Below are 17,943 nucleotides of genomic sequence, written 5' to 3' on the forward strand. Positions count from 1 at the left end.
TGTTACAACTACAGAATTTGAAACTGAAGTTTCAGTTTCATGTGGTGATATTCCCGATGCTCCAGAATTAGAGTTTGAAGATGCTTGTTCATCAGAAATTACTGTTGAGTTTGAAGAAACTTCTAGCAACAACGGAACTACCAACGATTATGAAATCATTCGAACTTGGACTGTGATTGATGAATGTGGTAATCCCGAAATGTATACTCAAACAGTTTTTGTTGCCGTGAATGGTGCAACAGGAGGAACTGCTGACTTATGTATTGATGAGGATTTGGATTTTGATTTATTTTCTCTTTTAAATGATGATTTTGATTTTGACGGAACATGGTCAGTTATTTCAAATAATGCAACAATAAATGGAAGTCTGTTTAACCCAACTTCTTTACTAGATTTTGACGGTAACTATACATTTGAACAACTTCAAGATACTTATACCTTCATGTATACCTCTAATACTGGTGATTGTCCAACTGAAACTGAAGTTACCGTTACTTTAAATGATTCTTGTAGAACACTACCATGTGATGATCGTGATGGAGTTATAATCTCAAAAGCTGTAACCGCAAATGGAGACCAATGGAATGAATACTTTTCTGTAACTGGAATTGAAGGCTGTGGGTTTACTGTACAAGTACAAATATTCAATCGTTGGGGAGCTTTAATATATGAAAATAATGACTATGAAAATAATTGGAACGGTTTTGCTCACAGTAGATCTGCTGGTAGCTCTGGTAAAGTCCCAACTGGAACATATTTCTATATTTTAAATCTAATAGACAGTGGAATAAGTCCTTTCTCAGGATCGATATACGTAGGAACCAAATAAAATTAACCTATCATGAAAAAATGCATTAAATTCAACATTATTGCAATAGCCTTGTTATGTAGCTCGGCTGTATTCAGTCAGCAGCTACCGCAATTTACGCAATATATGTTCAATACAATTTCAATAAACCCTGCCTATGCAGGAAGCAGAGAAACCCTGAGTCTGGTAGGTCTTCATAGAAGTCAATGGGTAGGGATAGATGGAGGACCAACCACTCAAACCTTTTCAATTCATTCCCCATTGAGAAATGAAAAAGTTGGATTAGGTTTATCATTTATTAATGATGAATTAGGATTTGAGAACTTTTCATACATCTATGGAGATTTCTCATATACAATTCAAATAAGTGAAAAAACAAAGCTCGCCTTTGGATTAAAAGGTGGATTTACATCTTATAGCATAGATCAAGAATTAAGAGATGCAGAACCAAACGATCCGGCAATATATGGTATAGAAGATCGTTGGAACCCAAATATTGGAGCAGGTTTATTTTTACATACCAACAGATGGTATGTTGGTCTATCAGCCCCAAGAATATTGAAAACAGATTATCACGAAAGTGAAGACTATGAAGATCTTGAAAGAATTAGCTATTACTTAACTGGTGGTATGGTTGTTAACCTTAGTAAAAACACAAAGCTAAAGCCTTCATTTTTAGTAAAAGCTACAAATGGCGCTCCAATATCATATGATTTAACTGCCAATTTTTTATTCAACGAAAAACTTTGGTTAGGTGCTGCTTACAGGTTTAATGAATCTGCTGGCGCGTTAGGAAGCATTGTTGATTTTCAAGTATCAAAACAACTAAGAATTGGATATGCTTACGAACATCCTATTTCTGATATCAGGCCATATTCAAATGGTACACACGAAATATTATTAATGTTCGAAGTATTTAAAGTCAAACGTATAAAATCTCCAAGATATTTCTAAAATACAACTACCATGAAGACAAGATTATTTTTAATCATATTAGTACTTACAGGCACATTTAGTTTTGCCCAAACGAAAGTAGCAGATAAGTTTTTTGAAAGCTACGCTTACATAAAAGCAAGCGAGTTATATGAAGATGCTGTAAAAAATGGTGATGATAGCGTACACGTTTTAACTCGATTAGGAGATTGTTATTATAACAATTCAAACTCCGAAAAAGCTGCCATATGGTATAAAAAAGCGCTGGATAAGGATGTTGAAGAAGTTAGTTCTGACCATTTATACAAATACATTCAAACACAACGCAGCTTAGGGAACTACCAAGAGGCTGAAGCTTGGTTAGATACATTCAAACTATATCAAAGCGGAGACTCAAGAATTGCTTCTGAAATTACAGACCTTAGTGTTTACGATGAATTATCATCCATGAGCAAAGTTTATATTAATGTTGTAAACTTAGATTTAAACACTAAATATTCTGATTTTGGAGGTTATGAATATAATGGTCGCATGTTTTTTGCATCAGCAAGAAACTCGGAAGTCACAGGAAAAAAAATTTACAACTGGAACGAGCAACCTTACTTGGATATTTTTGAAACTACCGTAAATGAAACAAATGGCGTAAAAGAATTTGGTAGCATAGTATCTATTGATGCTCAAGGTATCAATACTCCATATCATGAAGCCACAGTTGCTATTACTAATGATGGGAAAACCATTTATTTTACCCGTGATAATTTAAGCAAGAGAAATAAATTAAATTCAGACAATAAAGGAACAACCCATTTAAAAATCTACAAAGCCACTCTAGATAATGGAAACTGGAAAAATATTGAAGAACTTGAATTTAATAATGATAAGTTTTCAACTGGTCATCCGGCATTAAATCCAGATAACACAAAACTATATTTTGTATCTGACCGTGAACATGAAGATGCTCAAGGTCAAACAGATATTTATGTGGTTGACATTCTTGAAGATGGAAATAATTATAGTAAGCCTAGAAATTTAGGTCCAGCTATCAATACTCCAGGGCGTGAAATGTTTCCTTTTATAGCCAAAGATAGTACAATGTACTTTTCTTCTGATGGGTTTATTAATCTTGGTTTATTAGACATTTACAAAACAGCCTTTTTAAAAGATTTTTACGCTCCAGTAGAAAATTTAAGAGCACCTTTTAATAGTGGCTACGATGATTTTGCGTTTTACATGGATTCTGATACTAAAACTGGGTATTTCTCATCTCATCGTCCGGGAGGAAAAGGTAACGACGATATTTACAGTTTTTCAACTTATAAGTGCAAACAAATAGTAAAAGGAATTGTAAGAGATAAGGAAACTAAGGAACCAATTTCTGGAGCAACAGTTGAGCTTATAAACCAATCTGGTAAAATTATCAATCATGTTACTACCATAGGAAATGGTAAATATCATTTTGAAGTTGACTGTAAAAAAAACTATAGTGTAAGAGCGAGCAAGCCAGTTTATGAAGATGATTTACAAAGCCTTACAACAACTGCCTTTAATAACCAAATGATAACCGCAGACCTATACTTAAAAAACTTATTAGCCATTCCTTGTGAAATTGTTATTAACCCCATTTTCTTTGACTTTAATAAATCGAATATTCGTACTGACTCAAAGTATGAGCTTGAAAACATAGTAGATGCGCTTAGAGCTTATCCAGATATGAAAATCATCATTGAATCGCATACCGACAGAAGAGGTAATTTAAAATACAACGATAGGTTATCGGACAGAAGAGCAAAATCAACAAGAGACTATATTATCTCAAGAGGTATTGCTGCCAAACGTATTGTAAGCGCTACAGGTTATGGAGAGCGTAAAAAACTTATAGGTGATAATGAAATAGATAATATGCCTACTAGAGCAGAAAAAGAAGCTGCACACCAAAAGAACAGACGCTCTTATTTTAAAATTGTTGATTGTAAAAAAGACGAAAAATAAAAAATGTCTTAAACAATTGAGACAATTACATAATAACCCCTTTAACTATTTGTGTAGGTATTCAAATACAAATGTATAACGGTAAGAAAATAATCAATATGACTAAGTTGGTTTATAACAATATAAAAACCGCTTTTATGAGGAAAATTGCTTTTCTAATTTTTATGTTTCCAATGCTTAATTGTTCAAAGAAACTATATACACACAGCGATTTTTTTGATTACAATAGAACATCCGATTTTAAAGCTGATACTGACACAAAACAATTGATTTATGCGATTTTGGAAAGAGCTGTAGTGTCTAAAAAAGATATTCCTAGCTATAAATTGATTAAAGACAAGATGAACATATATATTAATAATGTTTCATATTCTAAATTTCATTATTGGTTAGATAAACCTCAAGAAAACCTGATTGACCCAAAAGATGTTCCTACTCAAATAGAAAAAGTTAGATTTTGTATTAAATCAAAATTGGAAATACAAGCAATATCTGACAAAACAGATGATTTCTTATATCTGATTATAGGTAATATTGTGATTAATAATGAAACAGCAAAGATTGGATTATCAAATAATTGGGTTGTGAGTAAAAAGAATAAAGGAAAGTATGCAATAATGAGTGGTGGTGGATATATTTTGACTTTTAAAAAAATAAATGGTAATTGGATTTTTGATAAAAATGCTCTAATTAATTCATGGCAATCATAAAAAATATTGTTACCAACACCGTAAAAACACGTGTTAATTAGTAATTAATCAAAGCTAAGTTTAGTAGACTTTTATTATACATAAGTTACCTTATTTAACCTAACATAAACTAAAAAAATGAAAAAGAATATAAAAATTATTAAATCTGACGATTTTAAATATCCTTTAAAAACAGAAGGAACAAAAAGCAAAATAAGTATTCCTAGCCTTACTACATTTGGATTTGAATATAATAATAGTATTAAATCAATTTTAAAAAATAAGAAATCTTACTATCAAGACAATAAAGAAAAGAATCTTAATTGGTGGGATACTTGTATTCGCAAAAACTTTATTAAGTTAAAAAGTGCTTATGTACATACTTTAAAAAATCACAACCAATATTTAATTAAAAATGGAGCTGAACCATCAAAAGATAGATATATTTATAGACTACAGTTTGACATTTATGCTGAGACTGTGTATAATGTTTTGATTTCGTCAAAAAATATTGCATTTCAAATATTAAACATCTACTATAATCTAAATATTGAAGAAAATAAGGTTTCTGCAAAAAGTATTAAAAAAAAAATGACTGATAGTTTTATAGAGGAACGGTTAGTTAGTTTAGAAGAACACATTAAAAGCACTTATAAAATTAGAAATAGTTTCACACATAAATTTCCTGAAAATCAGAAAGCTTATAGAGCAGATTATTCAAAAAAGGGGAATTTGGAAAAGCAGAGTACTATTATTAGAAACGAATTCAAACCACAGGAAATCATGCTTAATATTGATGAATCAATACGGTTTTTTGCAATCTTCATCAATGATTTAAAGATGAATATGAAATTAAGCAGTTAACAAAAGTTACTTTACAAAAAGTTGTAGAATATTCATGTAATTCTATATACTGAATAAAAAAAAATTAAAATGAATAATAAATTTAAACTAAAATATATTGAACAACTAGGAGAAGTAACTGAAGCTTGGATAGGAAGTGATGGTAATTATTGGGTAAGATTAGATTTTCTACTCGAATACTTTGTTTCTAATAATGTCATTTTATCCCAAAAATACAAAGGAAAACTTGATGATTTTTGCTTAGCAAAAGAATATTACGAATCCTTATTTTATAAATTTATGGCAAACACATCTAAAGGAGACAAATTCAACTTTGATGAGTATTTAGATTGGCAGATAACAAGTAAAGATGAAGTTGTAAGCGCTATCGATAATGTTTTTAAGAGTTGATTCAAATATGTGGAATAATAGTAGCTTAGAGTTAACCGATAATAAAAATTAAAAATAATCTGTATAAATTCACTTTAATATGAGAAATTTGTTTTTTGAAGAAGCTATTAATCAAGCTAAAATAGCATTGCAAGAAGGAGGAATACCAATAGGTTCGGTATTAGTATATAAAAACAAAATTTTAGGAAAAGGACATAATAAACGAATACAAGAAGGTAGCGTTGTATTACATGGAGAAATGGATGCTTTTGAAAATGCTGGAAGACAAAAAGCTAATATTTACAAAGAGAGTATATTATATACTACACTTTCACCTTGCCCAATGTGTACTGGAACTATTATTCTATATGGAATCCCAAAAGTAGTTATTGGAGAAAACAAAACATTTTTAGGAGAAGAGGATTTATTAAGATTTAAAGGGGTTGAAGTTGTTGTTTTAAACGATAAAGAATGTATAACTATGATGAAAAAATTCATCAATGAAAAACCTCAATTATGGAATGAAGATATTGGAATATAAATTTAAGTATTTAAAGATTATAGAGTAAAAACTTAAGATGTGATTGAATAATTAATTACGGCTGAATTTCCTTTCAGAAATTCAATCTTACAAATTGTCATTAGGTTACTACGTAAAATGAATCAGACACTATCGCCCATAAAATAATTCGCAAACACGTCTGCAATAAATAAAAAAAGTCGATAAAATCACAATATTTTCAAACTAAAACCAAACTAATATGTCAACATCTTTATTAGCGCTTTTAGCGTTTATACCAATTCTGTCTGCTGCCATACTTTTAATAGGGCTTAGGCTCCCTGCAAAAAAAGCCATGCCTTTGTGTTTTCTTACTACCGTTATCATTGCCTTTTTTGCTTGGGATATTTCTGCTTTGCACATTCTTGCATCAAGTTTTCAAGGGTTATTTATCACCTTTGATATCTTATTTATAATTTTTGGAGCCATTGTCCTTTTAAATATTTTAAAGTATTCAAGAGCCATTGTTGTTATCCGTCATGGATTTACAAATATTACTAAGGATAGAAGAATACAGGTAGTAATTATTACATGGTTATTTGGTTCTTTCATTGAAGGTGCCGCAGGGTTTGGAACACCTGCTGCGGTTGTAGCACCCTTATTAGTAGGTCTTGGTTTTCCTACCTTTTGCGCTGTAATACTAGGTATGATGGTACAAAGTACAGCGGTAACCTTTGGAGCTGTCGGAACACCTATTTTGGTTGGAATAAGCGGTGGCATACAAAGCCCTGAATTAACCACTGAACTTACCAGTTCAGCATTGGAGTTTTCAGATTATATTCAACTAGTAACCTCTCAGATAGTAGTATTACATGGTATCGCAGGAGTATTGATTCCAACACTTATGGTATGTATGATGACGCGCTTTTTTGGAAAAAACAAATCATGGAAAGAAGGATTAGAGGTGTTTCCTTTTACTTTATTAGGTGGGCTTGCCTTTATAGTGCCTTATGCTATAACTGGTATCTTTTTAGGTCCAGAATTTCCATCGTTGTTAGGAGCTCTTATTGGAATTCCAATAGTTGTGTTTGCTGCAAAACGTGGGTTTTTAATGCCTAAAAAAATCTGGAATTTTGAAGAAGAATCAAAATGGCCATCACATTGGATTGGAACATTAAATGTTAAATTAAACAACGGTGATGAAAAAATAAATATGTCACTTGCAAAAGCTTGGGTGCCATACGTATTACTGGCTAGCCTATTAGTTTTATCAAGATTAACACAGTTGCCAATTAAAAGTTGGTTGTTGAGTGTAAAAGTAAGTTGGGCTGATATTTTTGGAACATCCATTACAGCAGAAAGTGCTCCACTGTATTTACCAGGAGCTATTTTATTAGTTGTGGGTATTATAACAATTCTTTTACACAAAATGAAAAAGGATGCAGTAAAAATGGCTTTTCTTGAAAGTGTTAAGATGTTATGGGGTGCAGGTTTTGTATTAATATTTACGGTTCCTATGGTGCGTATTTATATTAATTCGGGAGTTAATCCTTCAGAGTTGCCGGGAATGCCAATTGCCATGGCCAAATTTGTAGCGGCTAAGGTTGGAAGTGTCTACCCTTTATTTGCACCTTCTATTGGAGCCTTAGGGGCATTTATTGCAGGCAGTAACACCATAAGTAATCTAATGTTCACCTTATTTCAATTTGGTGTTGCAACAAATTTAGAAATGCCCACTGTGGTTATTGTAGCATTGCAAGCCGTTGGGGCGGCTGCAGGAAATATGATTGCCATTCATAATGTAGTTGCGGCATGTGCTACGGTTGGTTTTTTAGGGAAGGAGGGGCTGGTTCTTAAAAAGACCATTATTCCTACCATTTATTATTTGGTCGTTGTTGGAATCATTGGACTTATACTTATTGCTTAAATTTAAAATCAACTTAGTATTAAATATGGAACTCCCAATTATTGTTAACCACACTTGGCTTAATTGTTTTTTTGCAAGTCCATAATAATATTTGCTCCCAAGTAGTCACAATTATGTTAAAAATGTTAAAGTTTTAATCAAAGGGGCTAATTCGGAGTCAGTAGATTTTTGATAACTTCGCAGCCCTTATAAATACTATATTTTTAATTTCATGGGTAGTCTCTCCGACTCCACATTAAAAAAACCTGTAAACACTTAAGTTTACAGGTTTTTTATTTTTTGATTTTTTTCTTTAAGCTAATTGGTTTTAATAAAAAAAGAGCCAATACATATAAATATATTAACTCTTTAAAAAACTAATTAAACTATAATTTAATATTTACACAAGTTATATGATAGTTTACCTAAGTCTACTCACATAAAAATGAAATACATAATCATCATAGCCATTAAAACTTATTATAGTTAAATAATGAATTAACTATAATAAGCTACATAACTAAATCACTCTGTCCAAAACGTTAATTCATCAAAGTTCGCTGTAGTTCCTCCATCTATAGAACTAATGAAAACTAAGCGAAGATATCTGTATCTCTCTGCGCTAGCAGTTATTTCTTTAGTTAAGGTCTGATCAGAATTATTATTAAACGCTCCAACTTTAACCCAACCCTTTGCAGTAGCGTCTGCTTCCCATGTAGCTATATCTGCAGCATCAATGTCTACTGTGGTTTCACCTAGAGTAATATCATTAGTTCCCCAAAACTGCATATTAGCTGGGCTTCTACTACCACAACATGCACTTCTTTCGTCCAATTTAAACTTAGCCAAACTAATAGGAGAACCCATGTCGAAACTCATAATAAAAGGATATAGGTCTTCAGGACTATCACAACTGTGCCAAAACTCGCCAGTAGCACCGTCTAACAATCTACCATAATTTGAGCCATAACACCCATCAGTTGCATCAAATGGTAGTTTAAGAGGTATAACTAATGAATTATCTACTAAAAATATTTGGTTAGGGAAATTACTTTCTGAGGTTCCGCTAAATGTTTCAAAAGCTCCTTCTTCTGGATAAAAAGAACTTTCAATTTTATAGGGGCTTCCAAAGGTAATATTAGGTAATGTAGTCTCAGAATCTTCATTAGCTATATTTATAGTTTGTTCTGTTCCAGAGCCATCGATATAAGTAAATAATGTTTCAATCGCTCCGTCAGGAACATCTCCCCATGTAATTACTATATCTGATTCAGTTTCTAATGTTTCAATAGACCTGGCTAACAATGTAGCGTTGTATTTTTCACCATAAACTCTAACTATTAGCTCTTCAGGAACAGAAGAATTTCCTTTATTATCAGATAGTACAACGCTAAATGTATAATCCTTTTCTTCTAAATCAAGTTCTACAGTAACATCTTCGCTTCCATTAGTAGTACGCTGAATATCAAATTCATGATTAACAGTACCATCATTAGATGTTATAGTTCCTTTTGTTATTTTAGGGTCGCTATTAAGATTAATTGTGACGCGAACCTTATTAAAACCATGACTTACTGTAAAACTATTTGGTTTACCGATATAAATAGTTTCTCCATCTTTAAAGAACTCTTCATAAGTATCTCGTGTACTGTCGCATGCCATAACAAGTAGAAGTATAGCCAATATGTACCAACATTTTTTTTTATAATATGTTTTCTTCATAATTAAAATTTTTAAAATTCAATATTTAAACTATTCTGGACTACCGTATACTTCAACCTCCATTAAATGAACAAACTTAGCATTTGCCCAATTTCGTTTGGTAACAAATCGAATATATCGCATAGGAGGTATTGTTAAAGGAAACTCTATAGTTTCACCTAGTGCTGCTCTTTCTCTATCTGCTGGTGTGGCCTGTCCAAAACCTGAAGGTGTTCCTGAGGGTTTAATTGATTCTGCTTCTTGTATAAGTGTCCACCCGTCTAATGAAGCACCATTATCTGCAGGAATTACATCTGTAACCCAAATATCATAAAATCTAGGGTTACCATGGTGAAAAGCCCAATCGCCTTGTCTATGCCACCAAATAAAACGACTTAGTTTTCTAGTTACATTCAAATCAATAGTAAAAATATGGTAAGACTCTGTATAAGGAGGAACAACCTCTCCTGGGCTTGTTTGCGAAGTATGCATTCCACTTCCTCCTATATTGTTGTTAAGAATGTTATTAAATACCCATCCAAATGCTCCAGTCTCAATATCCCCAGTAAGCTTAGCTTCCGTAAACTCTTGCCGATCCAATTCCACTTCTTCAATTGGAGTGATGGTTTCTATATAGCGCTCTGTAATATTATCATAACGATCTACCATTTCAATTGCAAAATCTTGAGCTTCTGGTGGAAAACTTCTAAAAGTATAAATACCGCCTGCATCGCTTTGAGTTAAAAACAATGATTGATTGTATATATAAAGATTTGATGCTGGGTCTTTAACATATAGCAATACTTCTACTTGTATATTATCAGAATTATCATAACTAAAACCAACACCACCAAATGCAGGAAGAAGATCAATAGTTTTATGCATTTTATCTATTGGAGCTTCTAGAGGGTTAATAGATGCTAAAACTGTTGAAGACTTATTATTACTTCTATCTACAACTTGAAGTTTTACCTCTTGTGTACTCGTGCTTCTTAGACCTTCTAAAGTAACCGAATTATCAAAAACAGACGTACTTGTTGTAACTTCTTTACCATTTCTTATATAGGTGGCTTGAACAAATAAAGCATCTTCAGTTGATGGTAATTTGTATTCAATTTTTGCTCCTCCATGCAAATTAGTTACAATAACTTCCGTTATTGGGTCTGGTGCAACACCATCTGTAACTAAAGGTCCTCTTTCTTCTTCATCACAAGAAAAAGAGAATATAGACACAAATAGTATGACAAATATTTTAAAAAATATGATTCTATTTTTTTTCATAATATTAATATTTTTATTGTTTTACGATTACCAGCCAGGGTTCTGAATTAATTTATTATTACTAATAATATCCGTTTCAGAAATTGGCCATAAATAATCTCTAGATGAAAATTTTAAGGTTCCTACGGATATGACATTATAATATTCACTAGTAGTTTTCCCTAAAATATTCCAGCCTTGAACATCTTTATTTAAAAATTCACTAGCACGTTTCCATCGCCTTATATCCCAAAAACGTTGTCCTTCAAATACCAACTCAATCATACGTTCTTGCTGAATAATGCTTCTTAAACCATCTTTTGTTGTTGGTTTTGAAGGATTAGTTGAAGTTGCCCAAGAATCTACAACACCATTAAGCCCTGCTCTGTCTCTAACTTTGTCAATCCAAACTTGCGCTTCGCCAATACTATTAGATTCATTTAAAGCTTCGGCATATAGTAGGTATAATCCTGATAGCCTAATTACTGGAAAACCATAAGGTCTAACGCTAAATCCGCTACCACCAGGACCAAGGTTTAAGGTATTATTGAAGTTAACAATTTTTTTTGCTAAATATCCACTAATTGAATATCTACTATTATCTAATTGACCAGATATTTCGTCTTTTTTACCTCTATAAATAAAAGGATTAGATTCCTCTATTCTAGGTTGCTGTAACCAAACTCCACCATCGAAACCTAATGACGCATGAAAACGTGGTTCCCTTTTCATGTGTAGTTTTGCTGTTTCAAAACCTTCTTGTATATAATTTGCTTCTGTAGCATCTGCAATAGCTACATCATAACGATTCGCATAGTCAAAACTTGGGTCTTCATCTATAGGAAGTCCATTTTCTGTATAAAACATTTCTGCAATAACTAAAGGAGGTGAATAATTATTTTGAATAACCTCTCTTCTTTCTGCTACTACATTAGGGTCTACAATACCTTGTGCTCTATTTTGTAAACCAGCTACTAAACTGCCTGTCGCCGCCCATATTACTTCGTCATTCCATCTTTCTGCTAAGCTATTTCTTATATCTAATTTAGTATATGTTCTTTCTGATAGGCCAGCAATTTTTCTATCGTACTTGTAAAGTGCTAGTCCTGAGTTTTCTGATATTTCAATAGCTTCTTGACAAGCTTTTGCAGCCATTTCCCATTTTTCATCACTAAATGTTTGATTAAAAAAAGGAGTCCCTTCTGCATCTGTAAATGTAGAATAATCTGTATTCCCATTAAAAAACGGGCTTGCAGCTGTTACCAAAACTCTAGCTTTTATTGCAGCAGCAATAGGCGCAGAAATTCTTCCAAATTCTTCAGAATCAAAAATATTAGCTGGCAAATTAGGAATGGCTTCATCTAAAAGCTGTACAATATAGTCTGTTACCTCATCTATAGGTTTACGAATAACCCGAACAGCATCTGTACCAGCTCCTGCATCAATATTCTTATCTGTAATTGGTATAGGACCATACATGCGCATTAAGTAAAAATGGTAATATGCTTTTAGAAATTTTGCTTCTGCTTCCCATCTAGTTTTTTCATCTATTTCAAGATCGAATGGTTTGTCTAGGTTTTCTAAAAAAATATTACAATCTCTTAGTGCAATAAATAAATTACTCCCACCAATATTACTATTTCCCCAGTAACCTAATAAAGGGTTATTTACATTTTGTCCTCCAGTAGACAGTCTATGCGAAGCCCATGGAGTAGTACCCATGGCGTTATCATTTAAGAAAATTTCATCTCCTGCAACTAAAGCAGGGTTGCTCACTGATGGCTCTTCAAATCTTGGAAGATAGCCATATAAAGTAGCTAAAAAACGTTCTGCATTATCACGAGTCTCAAAAGCATCTTCTATTACTGCAATATTATCTGGAACCACATCCAGATATTCTGAACAAGAAATTCCTATCGTTAACATTAACAAAGTCAACGTGCCTTTTATAAATCTTATTTTTATTTTTTTCATTATAAATTTTTTAAATTTTCATTATATCTGTTCATGTTAAAAACCAACCTGTACTCCAAAGTTAATAACTCGCTGTAGAGGGTAATTAAGACCATTACCTCCAAGTTCTGGGTCCCATAATTTGAATTTGCTCCAAACTGCCAAATTACTACCTGTAACATATAGTCTAAATCTTTGTAGCCCTTCCATAGATCCTAATTTTTTATTCTCATCTAAAAGATTAAAACCAATTTCTAATTGTTTTAATCTAAGAAACGATCCATCTCTTAACCAAAAGGTGCTTGTTTGGTGGTTATTCTCGATTACAGTAGTGGAAAGCCTTGGGTACAATGCATAAATATCTCTGTTTTCTTCAGACCAATGACTGTCTGCATAGGCTTGTAATAGGCCATTTTCTCCAAGCACTCCATTTCCACCAAATTGAAAACGATCAGAAGTAAAACTGTTTAAAAAGGGGCCTGTATTATTAGGACTAATAAAGAATGATCGTTCGCCTACGCCTTGAAAAAAGGCATTTAAATCCCAGCGTTTATAACCTACTGAGACTCCAAAACCATAAGTAATCTTAGGCACTTGAGGCTTCCCTATTGGAGCTCTATCTAAATCACTTATTTTTCCATCATTATTTAAGTCTTTATATTTAATATCTCCACCTCCATAATCTATACCTGGAGTACCAAACTGTACTGGGGAATTAATAGCTTCTATATCATCTACAAAAAGACGTTCAGCAATAAAACCCTGAGATATATTGGTATGGTTTCCGATATTTGAACGCCATGGTGCTCCAATAGCTGCATAATTTGCTTCTTCAAAAACTTTAAATTCATTATCTGCAAAAACAAAAGTAGCTCTTCCTTGTACCCAAAAATCTTTACTAAAAGAATGGTTTACATCTAGCGATCCATCTATACCATAAGATTTTACTTCGCCAACATTTGTTTGTAATTGTGCCTGTAACCCTAAAGTAGAAGGAATGTCCTGTCTTGTTTGAAGAATACTGCTTCTGTAATCTTGAAAAATATCAGTTCTTAATTGAATTGCATCATTAAACAAATTTAACTCTAAACCAATATTTACTTTTTCGGAGGTCTCCCAAGTTACTTGCGGATTTGCATATCTATTAATTCTAACGCCTCCAATAGGGTTATCGAAGTTTTCTCCAAAACGGTAACCATTACCTCCATTAATATCTACATTTGAAAGGTAAAAGAAACGGTCTGTTCTAGAATTTCCAATCTGATCATTACCAACAAAACCATAAGATACTCTTAGTTTAAGCTTGCTAATAACTTCTGATTTGAAAAACTTTTCGTTAGATACTAACCAAGCAGCTCCAAAAGAAGGAAAAAAACCAAAACGATTCTTTTTTGCAAAACGTTCTGAACCATTATAACCAAAATTTGCCTCTACAAAAAAACGGGTATCATAATCATAATTAAAACGACCAGCTAATGTTAAGTTTCTACTAGGTAGCGAAAGTTCTACATTACCAGCATTACCATCTAAAAAGTCTCGTGCTGTACCAACTAATAGTCCAGTAACTGTATGCTTTTCGTTAAAAGTTTTAGCATAATCTACAGCTGCTTCCATATAGATTACAGAATTATTGGTTCTCTCACCATTCTCTAACTCTAAAGCTTCATTACCTTCCTCATTTGCTCTTGCTAAACGGTAGTCTCCACTTGAAGGGTCATAAGAAGACACTCTATAAAAATAAGGTGTATAAGAACGTCTGTTTTCAAAGGATGAGGTTGTATTTATATTTCCTAAAAAACGCCCTCTAAGCCCTGGTGTAATAGAGCTTAAATCTTGTTTTAGTTCTAATTGAACTAAAGATAATTGTCTTCTATAGTCTCTATAACCTCTTTGCAAATCTGCATAAGGGTTAAACCATGCTGCATTATTTGAACTAGCAAAAAGGCGAGGACCAGTGTCATTACCAAATGGAATATGAGGAAGTCCAATTAAAGTTTCATCAGGTTCAAAAACAGCAGGAAAACGCACTGGGCTGGTTCGAACTGCTGCATTATAAATACTACTACCTCCTGATAAAGGGCCTCTGAGATCATCTATAGTTGAATGCAATCGTACAATCATCTCTGTGTTTTCATGCAAATCAATATTAATATTTGATCTTAAAAGGTATTGGTTAAACTTTATATTATTATTAAAATTATTTGCACCATCACTTTTTAAAGCTCCATTATCGGTATTATAAGAACCTGCTACATAATAGCGTACTTTATCTCCACCACCTCTTATGTTAAGGTTAAATCTAGAGGACAAAGAAAAATCATTAAACAAAGTATCATACCAGTCAACTGTTGGAAAAACATTAGGGTTTAACCCTCGCTCAACCCCATCAATCTCTCTTTCTGTAAAGGTTGCAAATTCTCCTCTAGTTCTACCCGCTTCGTTTTGTAAACGCATATGTGTTAAAGGGTCTGCCAAATCAATTAATGATACGGGTTGGCTATACGATGTTTCGTATCTCATATTTATTACTGGCTTTCCTTGAATACCAGATTTAGTGGTTACTAAAATAATTCCATTAGCACCTCTGGCTCCATAAATAGCAGTTGTTGTTGGATCTTTTAGCACCGAAAAACTGTCTATATCATCTGGTTGTAATCTCGCCAAATCGTCTACGGTTAACTCAACTCCATCAATTAAAATTAATGGACCATTTTGCCCATTAAATGAAGCAACTCCTCGCACAAAAAACTCTGCATTATTTGCGCCTGGTTCTCCACTGTTTTGAAAAGAGATTAGACCAGAAACTCTACCTGCTAAAGATGTAGTAAGATTACTTGAAGGTATTTTTAATTCGCTTGGTTTAACTGTACTTATGGCTCCCACAACTGCATCCTTCTTTTTAGTACCAAAGCCTACTATAACAACTTCTCCTAAACCAGCAGCATCTTCTACCAATTTAGCATTTATTGTTGTTTTAGATCCTACAATTACCTCTTGTGTTTTATAACCTACATAGGAAATAACTATGATAGCTTTATTATTAATAACTTTAAGTGTGTAATTACCATCAAAATCAGATTGAGTACCATTGGATGTTCCCTTTTCAAGAATATTAGCACCAGGAAGAGGTATTCCAAATTCATCAGTAATTGTACCTTTAACTGTTGATGTTTGAATTGAAAAGTCTACCTTTTTGACACTTAATGGCTGTGCCTTAAGCTCTTTTAAACGATGTTTGAGAATAATATGTTTATTACTTAATGTAAAAGAAATATTTGTGTCTGATAGTAGTGATTTTAGAATATCAGAAATACGTTTATTTTTAACATCTACAGAAACTATCTTATCTACATTAATTTTTTTATGATTAAATAAGAATTTGAATTCTGATAAAGATTCAATTTTTTTAAAAACGTCTTCTAAACTTACATTATCTAATTTTAATGAAACTTTAGTGTTTTGAGAATACGAGTTATTTGCTTGTATTTGGAACAAAGAAACTATTAGAAAAAGTGTTGTTAGTTTCATTTTTAAATCGAATTTAAATAACCTTTTACATAGTAAAAGCTTACTCAAGTTGAATTTTTTCATACTTTTGTTTTGGTTTGTGATTTAACATGTTTTTAAGTCACTAAGAGTTAATCGGAAAATGTTCGCGCATTTTCCGGTTTTTTTTACAAAGTGATTTTGGTTCAATTAAATTTGTGTGAATAGTTGTTTTGCTACATACGCTTTAGTTTTATTTAGATTAATTAGTTATTGTTATTAAATTATTGGTTCTTCTATAATTAAAATAAGTGTCTCCTTTAAAAGCATCTAAAATGTTTTCAATAGTTTCATCCTTATCAAAAGAGGCTGTATATATTTGATCATCTAAAAATGAATACTGGTTATCAATAATAATATCGAAATGACGCTCTAGTTTTTTTCTAATATTCCTATATGAAGCTTTTCTAAATATCAACATGCCGTCTTTCCATGCTGTATATATTTGAGTATCGACTTCTTTTACAGATATTTCTCTATTTGCTTTATTCCAGCTAGCTAAATAATTAGGTAATAACATAGTGGATTCGTTTACACCTACATTAGTTTTGCCTTTTTCGTATAGTTTAACAGAGCCTTCAATTAAAACAGTACTAATATTATAATCTTCAGGGTAAAAAGACATATTAAACTCTGTGCCTAAAACTTCTACATTGAGATCGTTTGCAGTAACAATAAAAGCATGAGCATTATCTCTTGCAACATCAAAATAGGCTTCACCTTCTAGAAATACTTGACGATTCTTACCTTTTAAAAATTTTACAGGATATTTTAATGAAGTACCTGCATTTAATTTAACATTAGTTCCATCAGATAAAACTAAATCAAAACGTTTTCCATTAGGAACGGTTAATGTATTATAAACAAGTTCTTCATTTATAATATCATTTGAGTAAGTTATTTGACTACCACTTTGAGATCCAATAATGGCCCCTGTTTTATCTTTAATTTTTTTATCTCCATCATCCGAAATTATTTCAACCTCTCCATTATCTAAAGTAAGTGTTACATCATTAGTTATCGTTTCTTCTATTTCAATGAAATTAATTTGGTATACATAAAACAGGCAAAAAGCTAGAGCAATAGATGCAGCAATTTTAAAAAAATTGCTGTGTTTGATATGTTTTACAATAGGAAAATAATTATTTTTTTTACCTGTTTGATCTTTATAATCAATTTGAGTTATAATTTGGTTAAAAAGAAGTTTTGATTCAGAATTGGATGTTTTATTAATTAATTCTTGATAAGTAGTTGTGCTTTCCAACAAATCATCTAATAATTCTTTGACTTCACTTTCAGATTCAGGATTTCTAACAAATTCCATGAGGGTGATAAACTCCTCTTTTGTTAGTGAACCTTCAATGAATTTTTGAAAAAGTCCTTCTATATATTTTGTTGTATCCATTATCTGTTTAAAAACTAGGGT

The 17,943-nt window shown here is 32.1% G+C and carries 13 protein-coding genes; 8 read left to right on the forward strand and 5 right to left on the reverse strand.

All coding sequences use genetic code 11. The features are described from left to right. The 8 genes from M3P09_RS15195 to M3P09_RS15230 all read left to right on the forward strand — a co-directional run. Window positions 1–829, forward strand: an 829-nt coding sequence (locus tag M3P09_RS15195) for a T9SS type B sorting domain-containing protein (RefSeq protein WP_249973789.1), incomplete at its 5' end; no start/stop codon positions are given. Window positions 830–841: 12 nt separating this feature from the next. After that, window positions 842–1,762 carry a PorP/SprF family type IX secretion system membrane protein gene (locus M3P09_RS15200; protein ID WP_249973790.1) on the forward strand — a complete coding sequence of 307 codons (921 nt, stop codon included), beginning with the start codon at window positions 842–844 and terminating at the stop codon, window positions 1,760–1,762. Between the two features lie 12 nt (window positions 1,763–1,774). Beyond that, window positions 1,775–3,730, forward strand: coding sequence for an OmpA family protein (locus tag M3P09_RS15205; protein WP_249973791.1), 1,956 nt, complete (start codon window positions 1,775–1,777; stop codon window positions 3,728–3,730). Window positions 3,731–3,867: 137 nt separating this feature from the next. Next, window positions 3,868–4,440, forward strand: coding sequence for a hypothetical protein (locus M3P09_RS15210; protein WP_249973792.1), 573 nt, complete (start codon window positions 3,868–3,870; stop codon window positions 4,438–4,440). A gap of 117 nt (window positions 4,441–4,557) precedes the next feature. Continuing rightward, window positions 4,558–5,283, forward strand: a complete 726-nt coding sequence (locus M3P09_RS15215) for a hypothetical protein (protein WP_249973793.1) — start codon at window positions 4,558–4,560, stop codon at window positions 5,281–5,283. Window positions 5,284–5,352: 69 nt separating this feature from the next. Then, window positions 5,353–5,673 (forward strand): hypothetical protein, encoded by a 321-nt coding sequence (locus M3P09_RS15220; protein ID WP_249973794.1) that lies wholly within the window; start codon window positions 5,353–5,355, stop codon window positions 5,671–5,673. 79 nt (window positions 5,674–5,752) lie between these two features. Then, the gene (locus M3P09_RS15225; protein WP_249973795.1) at window positions 5,753–6,193 is read left to right on the forward strand and encodes a nucleoside deaminase; all 441 of its coding nucleotides are present in this window, start codon (window positions 5,753–5,755) and stop codon (window positions 6,191–6,193) included. A 220-nt stretch (window positions 6,194–6,413) separates the two neighbouring features. After that, entirely contained in the window at window positions 6,414–8,078 is a 1,665-nt protein-coding gene (locus M3P09_RS15230) for an L-lactate permease (protein ID WP_249973796.1), read from the forward strand. Between the two features lie 504 nt (window positions 8,079–8,582). Here the strand turns inward: M3P09_RS15230 and M3P09_RS15235 are convergent. The 5 genes from M3P09_RS15235 to M3P09_RS15255 all read right to left on the reverse strand — a co-directional run bounded on the left by M3P09_RS15235 (window position 8,583) and on the right by M3P09_RS15255 (window position 17,922). Further along, window positions 8,583–9,779, reverse strand: coding sequence for a DUF4998 domain-containing protein (locus M3P09_RS15235; protein ID WP_249973797.1), 1,197 nt, complete (start codon window positions 9,777–9,779; stop codon window positions 8,583–8,585). A 30-nt stretch (window positions 9,780–9,809) separates the two neighbouring features. After that, window positions 9,810–11,039 (reverse strand): DUF5000 domain-containing lipoprotein, encoded by a 1,230-nt coding sequence (locus M3P09_RS15240; protein WP_249973798.1) that lies wholly within the window; start codon window positions 11,037–11,039, stop codon window positions 9,810–9,812. Between the two features lie 27 nt (window positions 11,040–11,066). Then, window positions 11,067–12,992: a RagB/SusD family nutrient uptake outer membrane protein gene (locus M3P09_RS15245; RefSeq protein ID WP_099562966.1), complete on the reverse strand. Its 1,926-nt coding sequence runs from the start codon at window positions 12,990–12,992 to the stop codon at window positions 11,067–11,069. Between the two features lie 36 nt (window positions 12,993–13,028). Then, entirely contained in the window at window positions 13,029–16,499 is a 3,471-nt protein-coding gene (locus M3P09_RS15250) for a TonB-dependent receptor (protein WP_249973799.1), read from the reverse strand. Between the two features lie 220 nt (window positions 16,500–16,719). Next, on the reverse strand, window positions 16,720–17,922 hold the full coding sequence (locus M3P09_RS15255; RefSeq protein ID WP_249973800.1) for a FecR family protein: 1,203 nt from the start codon (window positions 17,920–17,922) through the stop codon (window positions 16,720–16,722). Window positions 17,923–17,943 lie beyond the last annotated feature (21 nt).

The organism is Jejuia spongiicola, from assembly GCF_023502325.1.
GTDB classification, from domain to species: domain Bacteria; phylum Bacteroidota; class Bacteroidia; order Flavobacteriales; family Flavobacteriaceae; genus Wocania_A; species Wocania_A spongiicola.